The 21832-nt window shown below is 39.3% G+C and carries 17 protein-coding genes, 1 pseudogene and 1 other annotated feature; of the genes and pseudogenes, 13 read left to right on the top strand and 5 right to left on the bottom strand.

Annotated elements, in window-relative coordinates; all coding sequences use genetic code 11:
• Nucleotides 1–517 (bottom strand): hypothetical protein (locus V7266_RS09065; protein ID WP_335467569.1); only part of this gene is annotated, 517 nt, incomplete at its 3' end.
• A 56-nt stretch (nucleotides 518–573) separates the two neighbouring features.
• Nucleotides 574–1350 (bottom strand): annotated as a pseudogene (locus tag V7266_RS09060) (2-hydroxyacid dehydrogenase); the annotation flags it as partial.
• Between the two features lie 569 nt (nucleotides 1351–1919).
• On the opposite strand from V7266_RS09060, the gene ftsZ reads away from it, so the two are divergent.
• The 3 genes from ftsZ (at nucleotide 1920) to V7266_RS09045 (ending at nucleotide 6160) form a co-directional block, all read left to right on the top strand.
• Nucleotides 1920–3089 (top strand): cell division protein FtsZ, encoded by a 1170-nt coding sequence (gene ftsZ, locus V7266_RS09055; RefSeq protein WP_335467568.1) that lies wholly within the window; start codon nucleotides 1920–1922, stop codon nucleotides 3087–3089.
• Nucleotides 3090–3457: 368 nt separating this feature from the next.
• The gene (locus V7266_RS09050; RefSeq protein WP_335467567.1) at nucleotides 3458–4990 is read left to right on the top strand and encodes a DHA2 family efflux MFS transporter permease subunit; all 1533 of its coding nucleotides are present in this window, start codon (nucleotides 3458–3460) and stop codon (nucleotides 4988–4990) included.
• A 183-nt stretch (nucleotides 4991–5173) separates the two neighbouring features.
• Nucleotides 5174–6160, top strand: a complete 987-nt coding sequence (locus tag V7266_RS09045; RefSeq protein ID WP_335467566.1) for a proline dehydrogenase family protein — start codon at nucleotides 5174–5176, stop codon at nucleotides 6158–6160.
• A 74-nt stretch (nucleotides 6161–6234) separates the two neighbouring features.
• Here the strand turns inward: V7266_RS09045 and V7266_RS09040 are convergent, their stop codons facing one another.
• Nucleotides 6235–6672 carry a hypothetical protein gene (locus V7266_RS09040; RefSeq protein WP_335467565.1) on the bottom strand — a complete coding sequence of 146 codons (438 nt, stop codon included), beginning with the start codon at nucleotides 6670–6672 and terminating at the stop codon, nucleotides 6235–6237.
• A gap of 282 nt (nucleotides 6673–6954) precedes the next feature.
• On the opposite strand from V7266_RS09040, the gene V7266_RS09035 reads away from it, so the two are divergent.
• Together V7266_RS09035 and V7266_RS09030 are read left to right on the top strand one after the other, a co-directional pair.
• On the top strand, nucleotides 6955–7779 hold the full coding sequence (locus V7266_RS09035) for a formate/nitrite transporter family protein (RefSeq protein WP_335467564.1): 825 nt from the start codon (nucleotides 6955–6957) through the stop codon (nucleotides 7777–7779).
• A 188-nt stretch (nucleotides 7780–7967) separates the two neighbouring features.
• On the top strand, nucleotides 7968–8957 hold the full coding sequence (locus V7266_RS09030; protein ID WP_335467563.1) for a VanW family protein: 990 nt from the start codon (nucleotides 7968–7970) through the stop codon (nucleotides 8955–8957).
• A 125-nt stretch (nucleotides 8958–9082) separates the two neighbouring features.
• Here the strand turns inward: V7266_RS09030 and pepF are convergent, their stop codons facing one another.
• The gene (gene pepF, locus V7266_RS09025; protein WP_335467562.1) at nucleotides 9083–10897 is read right to left on the bottom strand and encodes an oligoendopeptidase F; all 1815 of its coding nucleotides are present in this window, start codon (nucleotides 10895–10897) and stop codon (nucleotides 9083–9085) included.
• 86 nt (nucleotides 10898–10983) lie between these two features.
• Here pepF and V7266_RS09020 point away from each other — a divergent pair, with 86 nt between their 5' ends.
• Both V7266_RS09020 and V7266_RS09015 read left to right on the top strand, forming a co-directional pair.
• A complete protein-coding gene (locus tag V7266_RS09020; RefSeq protein WP_335467561.1) occupies nucleotides 10984–11466 on the top strand; it encodes a PaaI family thioesterase in 483 nt (160 codons plus the stop codon).
• A gap of 158 nt (nucleotides 11467–11624) precedes the next feature.
• Nucleotides 11625–12221 carry a branched-chain amino acid aminotransferase gene (locus V7266_RS09015; RefSeq protein WP_335467560.1) on the top strand — a complete coding sequence of 199 codons (597 nt, stop codon included), beginning with the start codon at nucleotides 11625–11627 and terminating at the stop codon, nucleotides 12219–12221.
• Nucleotides 12222–12297: 76 nt separating this feature from the next.
• On the opposite strand, the gene V7266_RS09010 is transcribed toward V7266_RS09015, so the two are convergent.
• The gene (locus tag V7266_RS09010; protein ID WP_335467559.1) at nucleotides 12298–12591 is read right to left on the bottom strand and encodes a hypothetical protein; all 294 of its coding nucleotides are present in this window, start codon (nucleotides 12589–12591) and stop codon (nucleotides 12298–12300) included.
• A 167-nt stretch (nucleotides 12592–12758) separates the two neighbouring features.
• On the opposite strand from V7266_RS09010, the gene V7266_RS09005 reads away from it, so the two are divergent.
• The 6 genes from V7266_RS09005 (at nucleotide 12759) to V7266_RS08980 (ending at nucleotide 21457) form a co-directional block, all read left to right on the top strand.
• Entirely contained in the window at nucleotides 12759–14318 is a 1560-nt protein-coding gene (locus tag V7266_RS09005) for a spore germination protein (RefSeq protein ID WP_335467558.1), read from the top strand.
• Nucleotides 14315–15469: a Ger(x)C family spore germination protein gene (locus V7266_RS09000; protein WP_335467557.1), complete on the top strand. Its 1155-nt coding sequence runs from the start codon at nucleotides 14315–14317 to the stop codon at nucleotides 15467–15469. Before V7266_RS09005 ends, V7266_RS09000 begins: the two co-directional genes overlap by 4 nt.
• Nucleotides 15470–15694: 225 nt before the next feature.
• Nucleotides 15695–16795 (top strand): GerAB/ArcD/ProY family transporter, encoded by a 1101-nt coding sequence (locus V7266_RS08995; protein ID WP_335467556.1) that lies wholly within the window; start codon nucleotides 15695–15697, stop codon nucleotides 16793–16795.
• 108 nt (nucleotides 16796–16903) lie between these two features.
• A complete protein-coding gene (locus tag V7266_RS08990; RefSeq protein WP_335467555.1) occupies nucleotides 16904–17719 on the top strand; it encodes a uroporphyrinogen-III synthase in 816 nt (271 codons plus the stop codon).
• Between the two features lie 100 nt (nucleotides 17720–17819).
• Nucleotides 17820–20066 (top strand): AAA domain-containing protein, encoded by a 2247-nt coding sequence (locus V7266_RS08985; protein ID WP_335467554.1) that lies wholly within the window; start codon nucleotides 17820–17822, stop codon nucleotides 20064–20066.
• 50 nt (nucleotides 20067–20116) lie between these two features.
• The gene (locus V7266_RS08980) at nucleotides 20117–21457 is read left to right on the top strand and encodes an FAD-dependent oxidoreductase (RefSeq protein WP_335467553.1); all 1341 of its coding nucleotides are present in this window, start codon (nucleotides 20117–20119) and stop codon (nucleotides 21455–21457) included.
• An 85-nt stretch (nucleotides 21458–21542) separates the two neighbouring features.
• Nucleotides 21543–21752 (top strand) — a binding site (T-box leader).
• Nucleotides 21753–21832 lie beyond the last annotated feature (80 nt).

Here is a 21832-nt window from a genome sequence, read left to right as displayed (position 1 = left end):
TTAAAAGGTCTTCATTTTTTTGTAAGTATTGCTTAATATCTTCAATATTATTAATGTAGTCATCCACACATTGGCTGCTTTTATTGGTAGTAGATTTTTGCGTCTTTTTTGGAGTAGATTTTAAACCTACCACCGTAAAAACATCATTTAAGCTTACCATTCTTGCAAACTTAATATTGCTGTTAAGCACATAACCATCCTCATCGGAGGGCAGGGCACCTATAAAACTGTCACGGTCTATGAATTCTTTATATACTTTATTATTCTTTTTGGGATAAGCGAAGTATAAATAGCCGTTGTCCTCTAACAATTGATTCTTAATCACATTTTGAAGTTCATTAGCGAATTCCTCTAAGTTAAAAATAAAACTGAAGATTAGGTCATATTTGTCTCTTTTTATAGATGAGTCATAGTCTAGTCCTTGAAATTCATCCAGTATTTCTGGTTTATGGAGGATCAGTTTGTTAGCATATTTCTGCAAGCTTAATTTCTCAATTACACTCTTTTGGGCGGCCATCATATTTACTCCTTCGCGATCCTAAGATCAAAATTAAATTGATATTTTATTTTATCTTAATTTAGCACTTCAGGATTAATCAAGTTTTTAGGGCACTTTCCTGATAATCCCGCAAGTAAATTTTCAACGGCAAGTTCAGCCATTTTTAGTTCAGTTTCATAGGTTGACGAGCCGATATGTGGTGTTGTGACAACGTTCGAGAATTTAAGCAAAGGATTGTCCATTTTTACAGGCTCCGTTTGATAAACGTCCAATGCAGCCCCATGAATAGTTTTATTTTTTAATGCCTTTATTAACGCCGCTTCATCTACTGTTTTACCTCGTGATCCATTTACAAAAATCGCGGATTTCTTCATAAGATCAAATTCTCTTTTACCCATTAAATTTTCCGTCTCTTCGGTCAGGGGAGTCATGAGACAGACAAAATCGGATTCTTTTAACAATGTTTCTAGGTCACAGAAGGCAGCATGATACATTTTTTCAGCCTCTATGTTCCTGTTTCGGTTATGGTACAAGATATCCATATCAAAACCTAAGTGGGCACGTTTGGCAATCGCCGTTCCGATTTTTCTCATCCCAATAATTCCGAGAGTTTTATGGTGTACATCAATCGCATATTCTCCGGTGGTTAAATGTCCTTTCCAGTTTCCGGATTTCACAAATTGATCCAATTCAACAATCCTTCGGGCAGAAGCTAGGAGAATTCCGAAGATTGCATCTGCCGTAGTATCCTCGAGAACGCCGGGCGTATGCGTTCCCATCACACCGCGTTTTGTCATTTTGTTAATGGAGAGGTTATTATAACCTGTAGAATTATTGGAGACGATTTTTAAGTGGTCTTAACCTCTTCATAATAGGAAGTTATGTTTATTCTTTTTAAATTGACATAAAGTGATTAAACAGTCAATAACTCTTAAAACAATACATAAATAAATAGTTCTTAATAAATAATGATAGGTTTATGTAGTAGACGTATAGTTCGGAAAGAATGGAAGAATCATCGATAAAATGATAGTAAAACTCAATCTTCTCTAGAGAGAAGCAGTACATTAGCAATTGCTAATAAAGAGCTTTCTAATTGCTATCAGATTGATAGCAACTGTCCTTCTCCCTCTAGCAAATCATATTTTAACGTCTCATTATTCGACATAAATAGCCTCTTATCCGCTGATAGTCTAATATACCTAAAAAGATCGCAGTATAAAAAAGTTCCAAATAGCTAGAAAATGCCATCATTTTTATGCTTTTTTTAAAATTTTTTGTTGAAATGAATACGTCGTACTATACAAACCAGCCTATTATTTTGCTAAAATATTAAGTAGAATAATTGGGAAAAAAGTACTTTTAAATTAAGGTTAATTTTCTGAATTATGAAGTAATATTGGTTTAGGAGGAATTGTGAATGTGGGATCTTGACATGAATATAGATCAAATTGCTAGAATTAAAGTTATTGGAGTTGGCGGCGGCGGAAATAACGCTGTTAACCGAATGATTGAGGATGGAATTCAAGGTGTTGAATTTATTGCTGTCAATACAGACGCACAAGCGCTAAATCTTTCAAAAGCGGAGATTAAAATGCAAATTGGTGCTACCTTGACAAGAGGACTCGGCGCAGGCGCGAACCCCGAAGTCGGTAGAAGAGCAGTAGAAGAGAGTAGAAAGCAGCTTCAAGAGGTATTAGAGGGAGCCGATATGGTATTTGTCACCGCTGGTATGGGTGGCGGCACTGGAACAGGTGCTGCACCTGCTATCGCGGAGATTGCCCGTGAACTTGGTGCCCTAACGATTGGGGTAGTTACCCGTCCGTTCGGATTTGAAGGTAAAAGGCGTGCTGTAAATGCTGCCAGTGGAATTGACTTAATGAGAGAAGCGGTTGATACGTTAATTATTATTCCAAATGACCGCTTACTGCAAATTGTCGACAAAAAAACGCCAATGCTCGAAGCGTTCCGTGAAGCGGACAATGTCCTTCGTCAGGGTGTTCAAGGGATCTCTGACTTAATTGCTGTACCAGGACTAATTAACCTGGATTTTGCCGATGTCAAAACCATTATGACAAACCAAGGAACTGCTTTAATGGGAATCGGCGTAGCCAAAGGTCCAGACCGTGCCGTTGAAGCAGCTAAAAAGGCGATTTCAAGTCCATTACTTGAAACGTCGATTGATGGTGCTCAAGGTGTGTTAATGAATATCACAGGCGGAAGTAATTTAAGTCTTTTTGAAGTCCAAGAGGCCGCTGACCTAGTTGCTTCTGCGTCTGACCATGAATTAAATATGATCTTTGGTTCGATTATTAATGATAATTTAAAAGATGAAATTATGATTACAGTCATTGCTACTGGTTTTACAGATGAAAATACTCCGTCACAAAGACCAGCATTGTCTCCTGTAAAGGAAAATGTAACTCAGCCAAATCGAGAAGAGAGATTCGATCAGACCATACAGCAGGATCATAGCGGCCAAAGACAGCAGTACAATGAACCTATCCAAGATTATGATCGATCTTATCAAGGACAAGATGACTCGCTTGATATTCCTACATTTTTACGTAATCGAAACAGACGACGATAGATTAATGCAAACACTCCCATTTCTCATTTGAATTGGGAGTGTTTTTTGTTCAGTGTGATGTTAATTTATAGTACGTAACAGATCCCGTTTAGGAATATTTTTTTACCATTTTAAAAAGAACGATTAATAATTAGGAAATAGATGAAAAATAGTTATAATAAAACGTCTTCACCCAAGGTAGAGGGTATATAAACAGTAGCCCAATGTTGTACTCCCTGTATAAAATTTTTAAGCCAGGATAAATGGTAATTAAAAAACCTTTAATTAATAAGTGATTACCAATTGCAATAATTGTACTTAAGGTATAAGATATACTTTATGCGAATTAACGTACTTAATGGCATACATGCGTCTTAGGGGGAAACTAAATGGAAAAAAACAAACAACATGCTAATCGTCCACCATACGGAATTATTGCTGTATTAATGGTCGGTGCTTTTATCTCATTTTTAAATAATACATTACTAAACATTGCATTGCCTTCTATTATGAAAGATTTAAATATTGAGGCATCCACTGTTCAGTGGCTGACAACAGGCTTCATGTTAGTGAACGGAATCTTAATACCGATAAGTGCTTATCTAATTCAAAAGTTCTCTGTTCGGCGTATTTTTTTAGCAGCGATAGGGTTATTTACTGCAGGGACGATTCTTGCAGGATTTGCTCATGTATTTCCACTGTTGTTGGGGGGACGGATGCTGCAGGCTTCCGGCTCAGCGATTCTAATGCCGCTATTAATGAACGTTATGCTGGTCAGCTTCCCAATTGAAAAAAGAGGAGCAGCCATGGGCGTTTTTGGACTAATTCTAATGTTTGCTCCAGCGATTGGTCCTACCCTTTCAGGCTGGATTGTGGAACATTATGACTGGAGAATGCTTTTCCACTTTATTACACCAATTGCTATTGTAGTTCTCTTAATTGGTTTATTCTTACTTAAAGATAAGAAGGAAAAGGTTAATTTACGTCTTGATTTCTTGTCTGTGATCCTGTCAAGTATAGGTTTTGGCGGTATCCTTTATGGCTTTAGTTCTGCCGGCAGTAAAGGATGGGACAGCCCTGAAGTTTATGGCACCATTATGATTGGTATCATCTCTTTATTCCTATTTATTTGGCGTCAAACAAGGCTAGAAGCACCATTGTTGAATTTCCGTGTTTATAAGTATCCGATGTTTGCTCTATCATCTTGCATTTCAATGGTTGTAAACATGGCCTTGTTTTCCGGGATGATCTTACTTCCTATCTATACACAAAACCTTCGGGGGATTTCTCCGATGGATGCAGGATTATTGCTCATGCCAGGAGCGATTTTAATGGCCTTTATGTCGCCGCTAACGGGGAAATTATTTGATAAAATTGGCGGAAGAATTTTAGCTTGCACTGGTCTAGCGATTATTGTTGTGACGACCTATGCTTTCAGCAAGTTAACACTTCATACAACTTATACACATTTAATTATTATTTATTCTGTAAGGATGTTAGGGATGTCGATGGTTATGATGCCGGTATCGACAAATGGTCTAAATCAGCTTCCAAAACGTCTTTATCCACATGGAACTGCGATGAACAATACATTAAACCAAGTCGCTGGTGCTATAGGAACTGCATTAATGGTAACGATTATGTCAAACCGTGCTGAATCAGAAGCTAAAGAACTCGGAAATGCAGCCATGCAGCATTTAACAGCACCGCCAACAAAGGCAGCTCTTGCCGAAATGAAACAGCAAATAATGATGCAATCGATGTTAAATGGTATCAATTTTGCATTCCTAATCGCAACTTTCATTGCTGCAGTCGCACTCGTATTAGCCTTCTTTATTAAACGCTCCAAACAAGCAGAAGACATAGAAGGAAAAGCGAACTCGACTGATAAGAAAATAACCTCCAAACTAGCAGAAAACTAAGGTGCCTGACACCATTTGCTGTATAGTCATAATGTTTAAGCTCATTTCTTTTATAGAGGTGAGCTTTTTTGTTATTTTTTTTTTGACTGATGCAAACGCTTTATTTCGAAAAATTCGCAAAATAAATATTAATGAAAGCGTATGCTATAATGAAGGAAAAACAATCTACAAGGGGATACTACAATGTTGAAGGATCTTTTCATGGGCTTATCACAAAATCAATTTTTAAATAATGCGGCTAAAAAGTATGGTTTAAAATTGGGGGCACAAACTGTTGTTGCGGGTACTAATATACCAGAAGTAATCAAAAGTATTAAAGAACTTAACGCTCACGGCATATCTTGTACCGTTGATAATCTTGGAGAGTTCGTTTTTAAAGAGGAAGAGGCAGCTGCAGCGAAAGAGCAAATTCTTAAGGTGATTGAGGCCATACATGAAAATCAAGTGGATGCACATATATCTTTAAAACCAACACAAGTTGGATTAGATATCGATTATAGCTTTTGTTTAAATAATATTAGAGAAATTGTCCATCAAGCAAGTCAATATGATATGTTTGTCAACATTGATATGGAAGACTTCAAGCACTTGGAGTTAACCTTCAATCTGTTAGACGAACTCTCACTTGAATTTGAGAATGTTGGAACCGTTATTCAGGCCTATTTTCATAAGGCTATGGAATATTTAGAAAGATATAAAAACTTCAGGATCCGGATTGTAAAGGGTGCATATAAAGAGTCAGCAGAAATTGCTTTTCAAGACAAAAAGGATATTGATGCTAACTTTATTCAATTGATTGAATGGCATCTCTTAAATGGAAAATTTACTTCAATTGCAACGCATGACCATCAAATCATTCATCATGTCAAAGAGTTTGTTAAACAAAACAATATTCCTCATGATCAGTTTGAGTTTCAAATGCTGTATGGATTTAGGAAAGAACTACAGTTAAATTTAGCGAGTGAGGGATATAATTTCTGTACGTATGTTCCATTTGGGAATGATTGGTATGGGTATTTCATGAGACGTTTAGCCGAAAGACCGCAAAACTTAAACCTGGTGGCTAAACAGGTATTTAATAAGAAAACCAACACCATCATCGGTGTTGCAGCAGGGGCGTTCTTATTAGGCAGATTGACCAAATCACACCAAAAAACCAAAAGAAGATAGCCAGAATTAAAACCAAAAGAGCCAGGTACCCAATTGAAAAACAATGGAACCCGGCTCTTTTTTATTCGATAGTGTCAGGCACCATTAGTAACAGCGCTGTAGGAGAATTTGATGTCGTCCCATTGGTAGATTCCTTCTTGGAGTTTGATAATGGTGTCAAAAGGGCGGTTGACATGCATAGTATTTTCTTCTGGGATTGTATTCTCATCCACCTGTTGGTTTTGGATTTTTTCGTCCAATAATAGTTGTTTTAAAAAGAGCAAATCTGATTTGGATGCAATCCGGATGATTTTATCAAGTGTGATTTTCTTTTCGCTAATCCCATAGCTGTTACAGATGCTTGTCTGAAAACTCTTGTTATATTGAAGCATCATGTGTAAATCATTGATACATGCAACACCAAAAACTTCTTTAATAACATCCTCATACCGAAGCTGTGTCCCGGTCGCAAATTTAATAATGTTTTTCTCTGGATTTTCTAATCGATAAACCGTCTCAATTGTATTTTCCATGCTAACACATCCATTCGATTAATAGTAACTATATCATGAAACCAAAGCAAATAGGACTATGCCGTGGTGATAAGTGTTTTACTACTGAAATTAACACATGTATATATTATAACATATAATTATCCGCAAAATGTGACAGGAAAATCGGCCGCACGTAAAATTTGTCGAATGAAAGCGTTCCATAATTATTAAAGAAATATTCACAGGTTTCTGGATGAAAATGCTATAAAATAAGAGTATGTTAAGTATTTCACAAATAAAGAAATTGAAGGTGTAGAGATTATGGGGTTTAGTAAGCCGGATCAAATCATGGCCATTACGGTCGAAAACGGAGTTAAAAAAACCAAGTATTCACCACTACAAACTATTCTATTAGGGTTTGAGGCAGGAGCGTTTATAGCCCTTGGTTACCTGCTTTTTATCCGTGTAACCGCAACGTTAACCGGCAATTTAGAAGGATTAGGCAGTTTAATCGGTGCAAGTGTGTTCCCAATCGGTCTAATCCTCACATTATTGGCAGGCGGGGAACTTTTGACCGGGAATATGATGGCAGTTCCTTTAGCAAAAATGGCAAAAAGGGTGAGTACAGGAAAGATCTTATTTAACTGGTTCCTCGTTACCATAAGTAACTTTTTAGGGGCCATTTTTGTTGCCTACTTCTTTGGACATCTAGTTGGCTTAACTGAAGCCACTCCATTTTTAGAAAAAACCATTAGTATCGCAGACCATAAGCTTGAAGCAACCTTTCTCCAAGCCTTTATTTCCGGGATCGGCTGTAACTGGCTCGTTGCCTCTGCTGTTTGGCTATCGTATGGTGCTAATGATATGTCCGGAAAAATCTTAGGCATATGGTTCCCAACAATGGCTTTTGTTGCAATTGGATTCCAACACGTTGTGGCTAATATGTTTGTCATTCCTGCCGCTATCTTTGCTGGTCATTTCACATGGGTGGAATATTATCAAAATTTTATCCCCGTCTTTTTAGGAAATGCGGTGGGCGGAACAGTCTTTATTGCTATGGTCTATTGGCATACGTATAAAAAATATCTGCCCATCTTTACAGAAGCAAAAGTCGTTAAGCCAATGGCCAAAACGGGCACTAGATAATGAATAATCCAGAAAGCAGCTATGAACCTTTTGTTCAGAGCTGCTTTTTTATTTAACTTTTCCCTGACAACTTATATGAAAGTAATAATGCTTTCGTCAGGGGAATAAAATGGGTGAATGGAGGCAACCCATTTGACGTATTTGAACTACAGTAAATCAGATTAGAACAAGAGGAGTAGTTGGGGAACATGGTAAAGCAAAGATGGGCCATTTCAGTTTTATTAATTGGAAGTTTACTAGGTTTAGCAGGCTGTAATGAGAAGGTGACAACTAACACCGCGGACCATGAAAAGGAAAAGGTAAAGCAACCTGTAAAAAATTCTCAAGTACAACCGCAAAAGGAAGAGGAAAAGAAACCAGTAGTCGTCAATGTCATTGATCCTAATAACAAAAGTTTGGTAAAAACTTTTTTACCAGAAGAATTAGGGTTTGCAAGTAATCCAGAAGGCTATAAACAGGCTATCGAGCAGTGGGCTAAAGATTTAGCAAGAGGAACTGCTCAAACAGCGGGTTATGATCAACGAATGATCCCTGACAAAATCGATGCGAATGGGCAAATCATTAAAGGAAAGCCATTGATCATTTTAGATGAAACCGAATTAGTGAATCGAGTAATGACTGCATCGTCCGAGGGTGGAGATGTTGAACTGCCTATAACGATAACTGCAAGCGGCTATAAGCCAGAAGACCCGGCCCATTTAAATGAAGCAGTGCTGGGATCCTTCTCGACATATTTTGACAGTGGGGTAATCGGACGTTCAAAAAATATCGAGCTGTCAGCGATAGGCATTAATAATGTTATTGTTGGTACAGGTGATATTTTTTCGTTTAATACAACGGTTGGGCCAAGTGATGCTGCCCATGGGTACCAGCCGGCAAAGGAAATAGTCAATAAAAAATTGGTCATGGGAATCGGCGGGGGGATTTGTCAGACATCGTCAACCTTGTTTAATGCGGTCGATCAAGTTGGTGTTAGTTATGTTGAAAAACATCATCATTCTTTATCTGTCGGTTATGTCCCGCAGGGAAGAGATGCAACGGTATCCTATGGAGGTCCAGATTTTCGTTTTCAAAATACAACAGGGGTTCCCTTATTAATTAAAGCGATCTATGCAAAGGGGAAATTAACGGTCGAAATTAGAACATCAGCTGCCTACAAAAGTCTTATAAAAAAATAGGCTTTGTTAAGATTCATGTGTTGATTTCCGCTCCAATCAACAGAGTATAAAAACAACCATATCGTTTAATTAAGCCAATAAATAAAGTAAAGGATGCTGCAAATGATATGCGGCATCCTTTTATGTTACTTATAGGAATTCTCTAGTTCATCAATCAGCGAACCAACATAAGCAACTGCTTTCCTGATTGGTTCCGGTTTAGACATATCAACGCCTGCGTGCTTTAGTAATTCAAGCGGCTTCATCGTTCCTCCAGCCTTAAGCACCTCCAGCCAGCGGTCAACGGCCGGCTGGCCTTCTTCCTGAATGATTTGCACAACTGCAGTTGATGCTGTTAAGCCAGCAGAGTAGGTATATGGATATAATCCCATATAATAATGAGGCTGACGCATCCAGGTTAAACGGGCTCCTTCGTCAATCTCAACTGTGTCAGCCCAGAATTCGGTAAGAACCTCACCGGTCACATCCGATAAAGTCTTCGCTGTCAGGGCCTTTCCTGCCTCAGCAAGCTTATAAACTCGTCTTTGATATTCAGCCTCAAGTAAATGGGTTACAAAATTATGATAATAGGTTCCCAAAAGCTGCAGGACCACCCAGCGGCGCATTTGTTGATCCTGATGTACAGCCAGTAAATGCTGACCTAAAAGCATTTCATTCATCGTCGAAGGTGCTTCTATAAAATACATAGAAGGACGGACATTCATGATTCGCTGGTGTTTGTTAGCTAAAAAGAAATGTCCGGCATGACCAAATTCATGGGCCAATGTAAAGCAGCCGCGCATATTATTCTCCCAAGTGATCAGGATATAAGGATGTGCGCCATAAGGGCTGGAACAAAAGGCACCTGTGGATTTTCCAATATTATCGGCTCGGTCTACCCATCGTTCTTTCAATCCACGTTCTATGATTTCCACATACTCTGGTCCCATTTTTTTAAGTGATTCTAAAATAACTTGACTAGCCTCTTCATAGGTAGTCGATGGATTAAAATCAGGATCAAGTGGTGCTTTCAAGTCACAGAAATGCATCGTATCGAGCCCTAAGACTTGTTTCTTTAATTGGGCATACCGGCGCATATGCGGGGCTAGTTCTTTAAAGATCGTATCAATTTGATGGTTGTACATATCTAAGGTTACCTGATGGGGCTCTAAAAGCATATGAGTCACCGATTCATATTTCCTTAAGCGAGAAAGTGTAACCTGTTTCTTCACTTCAGCAGAATAAGCCGCTGCGATGGTATTTTTGTATTGTTTCAGAGTAGAGACAAAGGAAGCGTATGCTTTTCTACGGGAATCGGTATCGCTTGAGAACTCGTATCGATTTTCATAAAGGGCAAATGATACAGGAAGTTCATTTCCCTCCTGATCATGAATTGGTGCAAATTCCATATCTGCCAGCTTTGTCATCTGATAGATTTGGTAGGGAGCCCCTTGCAGTTCGCCAAGCGCGGCTAGTGCTTCTTCTGTCTCTGGTAATAATGAATGTTTTTTCGTTTCAAGCAGCTCGACCAGGTTCTTCTCATAGACTTTCAGTTTCGGTTCTTCGTTTAAAAATTGTTCTAAGGTCCCGTTGGTAAGGGCGAGGATTTCGGAAGTAATAAACGACAGCGCTGCAATACTTTTTGTACGCAATGTGGAAAATTTAGCGGAGTTGGCCTGATGGCGGGGGTCGGTTCCATCTGCCGCTTGACGTAAATTGGCAAAAGTCCCCGCTTTAATCATTTTCATTTGAAGCTGTTCTTGGGATTGTAAGCAATTTAATAATGCCTGTGGGTTCGTATGTAATGTTCCTTTAAATCGAGTAAACTGAGTTATTTCTTCTTCTATTATGGTTAGTTCCATTTTCCATGCTTCCTCTGATGGGAATAAATCAGCTAAGTTCCAAGTCTCTTCAAGTGGGACCTCAGAGCGGCTTAGACGTTTTACCGTCGATTTAGTCATCGATTTGCCTCCTTCATTTTGGTACTACTAAATTTTAACATAAGTTATCAAACATGTTATAATTTTCTGTAAAAGGAGGTTAGACAATGGAGGAAAAAGTACTAAAAGCAATTCAAGATGAATATCCAGATGATTTTGCCTGGTGTTATGGCTGTGGCCGCCTAAATGATGCAGGCCACCATTTTCGAACTGGCTGGGAAGGAGATGGGACCGTAACGGTGTATACTCCGAAGCCAGAACATACAGCCTTGCCTGGATTTGTTTATGGGGGACTTATTGCTTCATTAATTGATTGTCATGGTACCGGATCCGCTTCGTTGGCACTGCATCGAAAAAATGGTTTTGAACCGGGTGACCACGAAGAGCCGCCTCGTTTTGTAACCGCTTCCTTAAATGTGGAATTCTTAAAGCCGACTCCACATGGTGTCCAGTTAAAAGCAGTAGGTAAAATAGAGGAAATCCATCCCAAGAAATTTAAGGTAGTGGCGGAAGTATTTGCAAATAATAGTCTTTGTGCTCGTGGAGAAGTAGTCGCCGTTGTCATGCCAAATAGTTTTTTAAAGAAATGATAATCGGAAGAAAGAAGGACCCCCTAATCCGTTGATGACTAGGGGGTTCATTCATTGCTCCTATTTAAATCTCCTCATTTAAAATGATGATATAGGCGGTTTGCTTTTTTTTAAAAGTGATTTAATATTAGTACATGTAGGTACATAGGAGGGTAAGTATGTTAAAAGAAAAAATCAAAAAATACATATCGGAAAAGGAAAGCCAATCAGCTGAAGGGGTTGTCCTCTTTAGAGAGGAGATAGAATTTGCAGAACAAAACCAGCTGGCTGTTGAGAGTCATTTAGTCGAAAAGGATGCAAATACTCGTTTTGCTGATGCTTATATGGAACGATGTGATAAAGAAACGGAAAATATGTTAAAGAATGAAACCTCAGCGTTTTTGTCTGAACCACTTGATTATCTTAAGAAACATAAAAATGAGTTTATTTATTTCGAATCGAGATGGTTTGATTTTGTAAATGTTGAAGCGGTTTCGCTAGAAGTAGACGATGTATTTGGAACCTATGATGTTATGCTCGGGTTGAAATTTCAGAAAAAATTTGAGAAGCAGCTTAAGGAATATTTAAATACGCATTTATCAGGTGAGGAAGCCAAATTTGATTTAATGTTTAGTAATGAAGACGGGTTATGGAATTTAAACTTTGCGCTAAATTATGTAGAAGGTTTTCGAGAGGAAATGACAATGGGAGAGGCCTTCCAGTTAATCTATCATTTCTTATTTAAATTGGTGGAAGAGGTAGAAACAGGAAAATAGCATGGTACAAAAGGTAATCCTAATCAGCTTGGCAGGCTGGTTAGGATTTTTTTGTGAGTTCCATATTGATAAAAGTTTAGCTTAGTTCTTGCTCGGAAATAGATATGGCTGACCCAGTGGATGTATGTTCGTTCACCCATCCAAGTGAAGTTTCAGAAACAGCCTGCCAATTAGGTATTTCCTCTTTATGCTGTTCTACCCAGCTCATGCAGTATTGGGGGTCGATATTATATTCCATACACTGAGAGAGGAACGATTGAATCGTTTCCTGGTTACAATTTTCCCACGCTCTGCACGTATAGCCCCATATATTTTCCATTTTGGCTTGAATAGATACTTCATTAATAAAATCGCTAAATTGACCTGACATTAACTCCACTCCTAAAACCGATATATTTTTCCACATTATTCAGTATGTCCAAGCTCATCTCGTCAAAATTCAGGGAGCACAGGAATATTTTTCAATCCTTGGAGCAAATTATTAGAAGCAAACTTGGAAACAGAATGTCTAAAAATTTACCTAATCGGAGTTTTTCGATGAGAAAATTTAAAAAATTTCTTAGAGATGATCAAAAGTCATTACCTAGTGAAAAAACGGAAAGGGAAATCGAGGCGGATTTATCCATAAATATGGACCGATTAAAGCAGCTTTTTGAGGATTGCTCTGATATCGTCTTTCGGCAGATTGTTGCTGGAGAGGTGGAAGCCTGCCTATTGTTTGTAGATGGTCTGATTGATTCGACCAGCATCCAGTTGCATGGAATAAACCAGATTCTTAAAGAAGTAGAAAAAGATCGGGTTACCGCAGACTATTTACTGGATAGGATTATTTCTGCCAGCTCTGTGAACGAAATCACCAAGCTTGATGATGTGGTCTCCAATATATTAAAAGGGAATACGGTTCTTTTAGTTGATAGAGTGAAAACCGGAATTGTCATAGATGCAAAAGGTGGGCAGCGAAGAGGAGTATCGGAGCCAGAAACAGAGTCTGTTGTGCGCGGACCTCGTGAAGGTCTTACTGAAAATCTAAGAGTGAATACGGCCCTTGTCAGACATAAGATCCGCTCCAATCGACTAAAGGCGATTTCAAAGGATGTCGGCGAAGAAACAAAAACTGGAATTGCGATTATGTACATTGATGGTTTGGTTTCACCCGAACTCTTAAAAGAAGTCCAAGCGAGGCTCGACCGGATCAAAATTGATGGCATTTTGGAAAGTGGTTATATTGAGGAATTAATTGAGGATAATCCTTGGAGTGTATTTCCGCAAATCCAGAATTCTGAACGTCCGGATACCATTGCAGCCAATCTGTTAGAAGGCAGAGTGGCGATTATTATCGATGGTACCCCGCTCGCCCTCATCATGCCAGCTACCTTTTGGCAGTTCATGCAAGCCAGTGAGGATTATTACCATCGCTATCATATTTCTATTTTTCTGCGGGTACTTCGGCTTATCTTTATATTTGTTGCATTGACATTACCCAGTATATATGTGGCGGTGACTACCTATCATCAAGAGATGATACCGACGAACCTTCTGTTTAGTGTAGCGTCAAGCAGGGAAGCCATTCCATTTCCAGCTTTTGTTGAGGCTATGATAATGGAAATTTCTTTTGAAGCGCTGCGGGAAGCAGGGGTACGGCTTCCCAAAATTGTTGGTCAAGCCGTAAGTATCCTGGGAGCACTGGTCATCGGCCAGGCTGCTGTTGAGGCAGGCATTGTTTCGGCTCCTATGGTTATTGTCGTTTCCTTAACGGGGATTGCTTCTTTCACGATTCCAAGATTCAATATGGCGATTTCTGTTCGGCTCCTGCGTTTTCCGTTTATCGTTCTTGCAGGAATGTTTGGTTTGTTTGGGATTGTCTTGGGTCTCTTGATTCTTTTAACTCATTTATCTAAGTTAAGATCCTTTGGTATCCCTTATTTATCTCCCGTATCTCCTATGTCGATGAAGGGACTTAAGGATGTTTTTATAAGAGTTCCATGGTGGTCGATGAATGAGCGGCCGAATCAAACCGTTAAAGGGGATATGATACGAGAAGGGAAAGGTTTAAAACCAAGCCCAGGAAAAGGCAGTGAAGAAGGGAATGAGACATGAAATTAATCCGTCTGTTGTTATCTTCTATAACGGCCCTCGTTTTATTGACCGGCTGTTGGGACCGCTCGGAAATAAACGATATTGCCTTTGTTGTCGCGACCGGAGTAGATAAAGGGGCAAAGAACAAGTTTCTTTATTCCGTACAGATTCCGCTCCCAAGCTCTATGGGTGGGGCAGGATCAAGCGGCGGCGGCGGGGGAACAAGCGGTGAAGGGCCCTTCTTAGTCGCTCAAGGAAATGGTGGTAATGAACGGCAAGGGATTGAGGAAATACAAACTAAGTTGTCCAGAAGGATTTATTTAGGACATAGAAGAGTTCATATTATTGGGGATTCACTTGCTAAAGAGGGCATTAAGAAGTCCCTAAATGCCATTTTTACACAGCCTCGATCTAGAATTTCAACATTTCTGCTCATCGCTAAGGGAGATGCCGTGAATCTGTTGAAGACACAGCCGAGAATGGAACAATACTCGGGTGAAGGAATGCGTGAAATGTCTAAAGTCAGTATTAATATGACCGCTCGGAATGCCCTTCAAGATTTGTATCGCGATGGGAAGGACATGGTCATTCCAATTGTAAATACCGCTGGTACAACGAAGAACGATAAAAATAAAAAAGAAGTTCAAATGGAGAGCTTTGGTGTTTTTAAGGATGACAAGCTTGCATTTTCTTCTAATAGCAATGAAAGTGAAGGCATTTTATGGTTATTTGAAAAAATGGAAAAAAAATCGGCCTCTTTTCCTGTCGCAAAAAATGAGGAAATTTCGGTGCAGATCTTTGAGAATCAAACGAAACCCACTTTGAAGATTGTTAATGGAAAACCAACCTTCCTCCTGACAGTCAGGGCTGCGGGTGTATTATTTGAAAATGAGCCGAACTATCGAATCGAGGATCCTAAAACCTATCGATTGATCATTAGTAAAATGGAAAGCCAAATCAAAGAACAAATTCAAGCGGTTTTAAAGCATGCTCACTCACAAGGTATCGATGTTTTTGGGTTTGGCTGGTATCTTTATAAAAATAAACATCAGGCGTGGGAACAAAATTGGAAGAATGACTGGCGAAAAACTCTGACAAACATAAAAGTAACTGTCAAAGTAGATGCAGATATCCAAAGAACAACGAATATAGGGATCATTGAAAAGGAATGACAGAATGAAAATAGGGATGATTGTTGTATGGTTATGTCTCATATTCTATGTTTTATTTGTTTTCAAAAAAAAAATTATTAGTAAAAAAGAACGAAAATGGGTTTACTTATGGGTGGGGTTAGCATTTGCCATATCCATATTGGATTTATTTCACCTATCACTCAGTACCGTCACGACATTTTTAAATGTGACATTTGAAGGCATTTCAAGAATGGTTGTGAAATTATGAAACAGAAAATATCGGATTGGCAATTGGCCCTCTTAGTAGCTAACCTCATCTTTTCAGGGCCTGTCATAAGCCTGCCGCAAATCATTTTACAACAAGGGGACCAAAATGCTTGGGTTGTGCCGATCATTATTTTTCCTATCTTACTTTCTTTCATTTTCATTATTTTTGGGAAAAACAAAAAGGTTGACTGGTTACAACATGTTTTATTAATCGGTGATAAGAGTAAATGGAGCGATAAGGGCTTTATTATGCTCTTTCTTCTATTTGTTATTTTCACGATCATCAGGGATTTAAGAGGAATGATCGACTTTGTTGCGACAGTTCTTTTACCAACCACACCCAATGATATCTTGATGGTTCTGTCCATGTTAGTTATTGTTTATATCGCCATTTCTGGGCTTGAGGTGGTAGCTAGAGTCACTGGGATTACATTCTCCATTTTATTTATCATTGTGTCCATGCTGCCATTCTTACTACTGAATGAATGGGATTTTGGAAACATGCAGCCTTTGTTTGGGTGGGAATCTATTCCAGCTATTCTAAGAGCCTGTTATGTGACCTTTTCTTGGATGGGGGAGATTTTATTCTTTTTAATTATCATCTCCAATATCCATAAGGCTGAAAGAACGAGGAGAGCTGTCATTATTGGAACAGGGTTAGGATTATTCCTTTTCTTTGTGGTATTGATCTCGGCACTGGGAGTATTAGGAACAAGAATTATTCGTGAATCAACCTATCCAAGTCTAATGCTTATTCAACAAATTAATATTACCGATTTTCTCGACCGTCTCGATTTGGTCATCACAGTAGCGTGGCTCCCAACGATTTTTACAAAGGTTGCTTTTCTCCTCTATGCGATCAACCACTGCTTTAGCTATCTTTATAAAGGAAATACCAATAAGTTCTTATTTCCTATTGCTTTTATTGTTGGGTACTTGTCGATCCTCATGTTTAAGAATACCATGGATCTTTTGCGTTTTTCTTTCTATACCTGGAATTTAATTGGTCTTATATTACAACTGATGTTACTTTTTATCTTCCTTTTTGTTAAAAGAAATGTAAAAATGAAGCTTGAACAAAAAGAGGCCAAAACCTAGGCTGTTATGTTTGTGAGATTGGATTACCAGCGGAAGAAAAAATGAAGGAGAACCACTACTCCTTCATTTTTTATGTTACATTAGAATAAAAAATGGTGAGGTACATAAATGGAAAAAGGTCTATCAGGAAAACGGATTGTCATTGGCGGTACACGCAAGCTGGAAGAGATCAGCACATTAATTAAAAAACAAGGAGGAATTCCGCTTGTTCGATCCCTGCAGGGAACAGTATTTTTAGCAGAAAAGGAAGTAGAGCCGGATTTGGTTCAATTTATCGAGCAAGGGGCCGATTGGGTTATTTTTACAACAGGAATTGGGATTGAATCCTTGATGAATATTGCCGGGAAGCTGGGGATGGAAGAGCCCTTTATTGAAAAAATCCGTGAAGCAAAGGTGGCATCACGAGGGTATAAAACACTTTCAGCTCTTAAAAAGCTAGCCATTAATCCAATTGCAACGTCCGAAGATGGAACAACAAAAGGCTTAGTGCGTGCGTTTGAAGGGGTACACTTTACTGGTAAAAGAGTCATGGTCCAGCTCCATGGGGAAACTGCACCAGCCTTAACTCAATATCTGGAAGGAGAGGGTGCAGTCGTTCAAAGGATTCTTCCCTATCAACATATTGAACCAGAAGCACAGACAGTCAAAACTCTTTGTCAGGAATTGATGGCTAATGAGTGTGACGCCGTCTGTTTTACAACCGCAGTTCAAGTTCGCTCGCTATTTGAATATGCCCGGCAAAATAATATCCATAAAGAAATCGTGGAATCTTTCAAAGAGCATACCTTAGCCGCTGCCGTTGGAAAAGTGACGTTAGAAGCCCTCAAGGAAGAAGGAATAGAACGTGCTCTTGCTCCAGAAAATGAACGGATGGGTGCGATGATTGTCACACTGGCAAATTATTATCTGAATGTAGGCCATTAATCGCGGAAGAAGAAGCATTCGTACAAGTCATCGAATGCTTTTTCCTATTTGTGTTAAAATGCATAGTATCTAAAAGAATTCGCTTGTAAGGAAGACAAAAATGACAACTGTAGTTACCTATATTAAGGAGTGGCAGCAGGCCCTCCAAAATGAAATCAATTATTTAAAAAAGTTCGGCAGTAACAAATACATGGTTAGCAATGGCCGTCTATTATCAAATGATGGTTCTTTTTCTTATTATTTTGAAACATCGATCTCATTACGGATACCCATTGGTTCTGCCATTCGACTCGAGTGGGGTGGGATGAGTCAAAATGGGCGGATTTTATCTTCAGAAGGAATAGGAGTTATTGTAGCTCTCGAACAATCATTTGGCGACTTAATTACTGAAGCAACCTTATTTCACGATCCATGGGAATTGCTGGAGCAATTGATCGAGCGACTCGATGAAATTAAAAAAGATAAACAAAAGCGGCTGCGGGTCAAGAAATTAATGGATCCCTCGATGCCAGCCACCCATCCTGTAGAAAAAATAAAGAGCACTGTCCATGAGTTAGTTCTGCGTTCCAAATATAATCCGGTCACCTTTGTATGGGGGCCGCCCGGTACTGGCAAAACCTATACACTTGCGAGGACGGCTGCAAATAAATATTTTCATGAAAAGCGGGTTCTTATCTTATCACACAGCAACCAGGCAGTGGATGTTCTGATTGGTGAACTTTCCGATTTTATTAAAAAGAAAAATCGGTTTCGAGAAGGCGATGTCCTACGCTATGGATTTGGTACAAGTGAACACCTTACCGATCGAGAAGCTGTTACGACAAGTGAATTACTCGCGAAGCAAGATCCGGGTCTTGCCGAAGAAAAGGTAATTTTACTCGAAGAGCGGAAGCATTTAAAGCAGGACATTGCACGCTCATTCAGCAAACGGGATACCAATCAACTATTAGAGCTTGAAACGAAGATTGCAAGAGTACTTGAAAAGATTCGTCAAAAGGAGATTCAATTTGTAGAAGATGCCTTTGTAGTCGGGGCAACCCTTGCCAAAGCGGCCAGTGATCCGGTGATTTTTGAAAAAACGTTTGATGTCGTGATCGTTGATGAAGCGAGTATGGCCTATGTCCCACAAGCGGCATTTGCTGCGGCACTTGGAAAACGGGTGATTATCTGCGGAGATTTTAAGCAGCTTCCGCCAATCGCGGCATCAAGGGACCCTTTAGTGACGAAGTGGCTGAAAGAGGATATTTTTCATCGGGCCGGTATTGTGGATTGGGTAAAGGATGGTAAGCTGCACCCCCATCTTTTCTTACTGAAAGAACAACGCCGGATGCATCCAGATATCTCTGCCTTCACTAATCAATATATCTATCAATCCTTAGTTGGAGATCATGAAAGTGTCAGGAAAAGCCGGAATAAAATTGTAGAAAGTACACCATTCCCGAGCCGATCTTCTGTCCTTGTTGATACCAGCTTTACAGGAGCATATTGTATAACGGAGAGGACCTCGCAATCCAGAATGAATATATGGCAGTCGTTGTTATCCTTTCAGCTCATTCACGAGTCTTATGTGAGTGGACTGCGGTCGATTGGCTATGTGACTCCTTATCGCGCCCAAGCCCAGTTAATGGATATGATTCTTGAAGATTTATATGAAAAAGAACGTACACTCGCGGATATTATTGCTGCCACTGTCCATCGATTTCAGGGGAGCGAGCGGGATGTCATGATCTTTGATACAGTCGAGGGGGCGCCGCAAACCCGGGCAGGTATGCTTATAACAGGTAAAGATAGTGAACGGTTAATAAACGTTGCTATTACTCGAACAAGAGGAAAGTTCATCCACGTAAGCAATCAAGCCTTTATCCGCAAACATGTATTTCAAGGAAAAACACTGCGGCAGCTTGTGGACCATCAGGTGAAGAAACAGCAAGTGGTAGAAACAAAAGATATTGGAAGGTGGATTAGACATCAGCATCCTCAATTACAATGGATGCATGCCCGCAGGCTAGAACAAGTATTCCAGGATCTTGATTCTGCAAGGGTGTCAATTGTTCTATCTTTGCCAGAACAAACTAGGCTTACCTCAGAATGGGAAGAGAAACTAAAAAATCGAAGTAAATCAGTAAAATTAACGCTGGTCTCAAACGATCTATGGCAAGACCTGCAGCCTGAGCAGATCATTCCTGAGAGTTTGCCGTTTCCATTCATCATAATTGATGAGGAGCTTTTATGGCTGGGTTTGCCGTTAGAAGGAGCAAAGGAAATCCAGCCGCCCTACGTAGCAGCAAGACTTGAGTCGGTGAAGGTTACTAATTATCTTTTAAGCCAATTGATTACAAGAGAGTAGTGACACATCTGCCATTGTAAAAAACAGATAAAAAAGGGGAAAGAAGAAAGTTGAAGCGTGAACAAGCAATTATTATCGGCGGGGGAATGGCAGGAAAATTGATTGCGGCAGCCATATCCCCCTATTTTCTTCATGTTCAAATCTTGGAGAAGGATCCTCAGCCTGAAAATAAGAACACAGTTAGAAAAGGTATTCCGCAGGCCCACCACATCCATGCCCTCCTGCATGCAGGTGACCATGCATTAGAAAGACTATTTCCCGGGTTTCAAAAAGATATGATAAAACGTGGATCGATTAAAATAGATTCGCTTCGGGATCTGGCGTGGTTCCATCATGGGGTTTGGAAACTGCGGTATAAAAGCGGTTATCCAACACTGTTACAGACAAGACCTTTGCTCGAAACATATATCGAGGAAAGGGTAAACCAAACGGCAAATATTACTTATGTTTATGGAACAAAGGTACAATCGTTTTTATTAACGGATGACCAAAGTAAGGTATGTGGTGTAGAAGTTCTCAAAGAAAATAAAATAAATAAGGTAAGTGGAGATTTAGTAATCGACACAAGTGGCTCCGTTTCGTTTACAAAAGGCTGGCTGGAGAAGCAGGGGAAAACAGTACCGGAGGAAAAAGTTGACATAGGACTTTGTTATGCCACCCGGAAATTTACACTGCCGGAACCTCCGAATGATTTTAAAATAAAAATTATCTACCCAAATCCCGCCAAGGAAACGATTGGCGGCACCTTGTCAATGATTGAAAACAATCAATGTATTGTGACGCTCAATGGTTATTTAAATAGCTTGAATCCTGCTGAAGTAAAAGATGAACAAGGCTTTATTCATAAGACGGCCATGTTACCACTACCTGATATCTATCAAGAATTACAAAAAGGTACCTCTGAATCGGAAACCGCAATTTATAAAGTTCCGCACATCATGTGGCGTCATTTTGAACGAGTGAATCTACCTGCCGGATTAGTAGTTGCGGGTGATTCGATTTGCCGGATTGACCCAGTATTTGGACAAGGGATGAGTATTGCAGCACTAGAGGCACTGGCAATTAGAGATTACATTGCTTCAACTTCACCAACAGGCCAATTGAAAAAATTACAGAAACAATTGGCAAAAATTATTGCACCTGCTTGGTTAATGGTCCTTTGTGAGGATTTTCGATTTGATGAGGTGAAAGGAAAAAAACCATTAGGATTGAAGGTTCTACAATGGTATGTGAAACAGATATTTTTACTATCGGCAAAAAATAAGTCTATCTATAAAGATTTGGTAAGGGTAACAAATCTAGTAAGTCCAGCCGCGCTCTTGTTTAAACCAGCTACTATCATAGAAGTTTTAAAACTTAAAAAAGAGGATGTCGAAAAGATAGATTCATAATAGTTGGAAAAATAAAAAATATCTTGCTTTTTATTCGTTTTCCTTCTTGACAATTTTCCTTTTTCTATAGATAATCAAATAAATAAAAATAGTAAATGGTATGGGATTAGTAAATCATTGGAATGTGTTAGAGAGTGAAACCCACAGGCTGGAAGGTTTCTCACAGAAAGATGGTTGAACCTGCCCTTTGAAAGCTGCTTATGCAAACATAAGCCGTCTCCCTCGTTACGGGTTGAAGAGGATGCACATGCATCAATAAAGGTGGTACCGCGGAAACGATTTTTCCGTCCTTTTTTAAGGACTGAAGAATCGTTTTTTTATTTTTTTGCTCTGTTAAACGACAATGTTGTTTTTTAATACTCTGTTGATTGGAGC

It is taken from the genome of Neobacillus drentensis (assembly GCF_036965645.1).
In the GTDB taxonomy this organism is placed as follows: domain Bacteria; phylum Bacillota; class Bacilli; order Bacillales; family Cytobacillaceae; genus Neobacillus; species Neobacillus drentensis_D.
The sequence above is the reverse complement of the archived record's forward strand: the minus strand, read 5'-3'. Positions and strand labels throughout refer to the sequence as shown.

What these genes read in the sequence shown, in the direction of transcription:
- ftsZ (WP_335467568.1), top strand. Translation starts at nt 1,920, where the DNA reads ATGTGGGATCTTGACATGAATATAGATCAAATTGCTAGAATTAAAGTT.
- V7266_RS09050 (WP_335467567.1), top strand. Translation starts at nt 3,458, where the DNA reads ATGGAAAAAAACAAACAACATGCTAATCGTCCACCATACGGAATTATT.
- V7266_RS09045 (WP_335467566.1), top strand. Translation starts at nt 5,174, where the DNA reads ATGTTGAAGGATCTTTTCATGGGCTTATCACAAAATCAATTTTTAAAT.
- V7266_RS09040 (WP_335467565.1), bottom strand. Translation starts at nt 6,672, where the DNA reads ATGGAAAATACAATTGAGACGGTTTATCGATTAGAAAATCCAGAGAAA.
- V7266_RS09035 (WP_335467564.1), top strand. Translation starts at nt 6,955, where the DNA reads ATGGGGTTTAGTAAGCCGGATCAAATCATGGCCATTACGGTCGAAAAC.
- V7266_RS09030 (WP_335467563.1), top strand. Translation starts at nt 7,968, where the DNA reads ATGGTAAAGCAAAGATGGGCCATTTCAGTTTTATTAATTGGAAGTTTA.
- pepF (WP_335467562.1), bottom strand. Translation starts at nt 10,897, where the DNA reads ATGACTAAATCGACGGTAAAACGTCTAAGCCGCTCTGAGGTCCCACTT.
- V7266_RS09020 (WP_335467561.1), top strand. Translation starts at nt 10,984, where the DNA reads ATGGAGGAAAAAGTACTAAAAGCAATTCAAGATGAATATCCAGATGAT.
- V7266_RS09015 (WP_335467560.1), top strand. Translation starts at nt 11,625, where the DNA reads ATGTTAAAAGAAAAAATCAAAAAATACATATCGGAAAAGGAAAGCCAA.
- V7266_RS09010 (WP_335467559.1), bottom strand. Translation starts at nt 12,591, where the DNA reads ATGTCAGGTCAATTTAGCGATTTTATTAATGAAGTATCTATTCAAGCC.
- V7266_RS09005 (WP_335467558.1), top strand. Translation starts at nt 12,759, where the DNA reads ATGAGAAAATTTAAAAAATTTCTTAGAGATGATCAAAAGTCATTACCT.
- V7266_RS09000 (WP_335467557.1), top strand. Translation starts at nt 14,315, where the DNA reads ATGAAATTAATCCGTCTGTTGTTATCTTCTATAACGGCCCTCGTTTTA.
- V7266_RS08995 (WP_335467556.1), top strand. Translation starts at nt 15,695, where the DNA reads ATGAAACAGAAAATATCGGATTGGCAATTGGCCCTCTTAGTAGCTAAC.
- V7266_RS08990 (WP_335467555.1), top strand. Translation starts at nt 16,904, where the DNA reads ATGGAAAAAGGTCTATCAGGAAAACGGATTGTCATTGGCGGTACACGC.
- V7266_RS08985 (WP_335467554.1), top strand. Translation starts at nt 17,820, where the DNA reads ATGACAACTGTAGTTACCTATATTAAGGAGTGGCAGCAGGCCCTCCAA.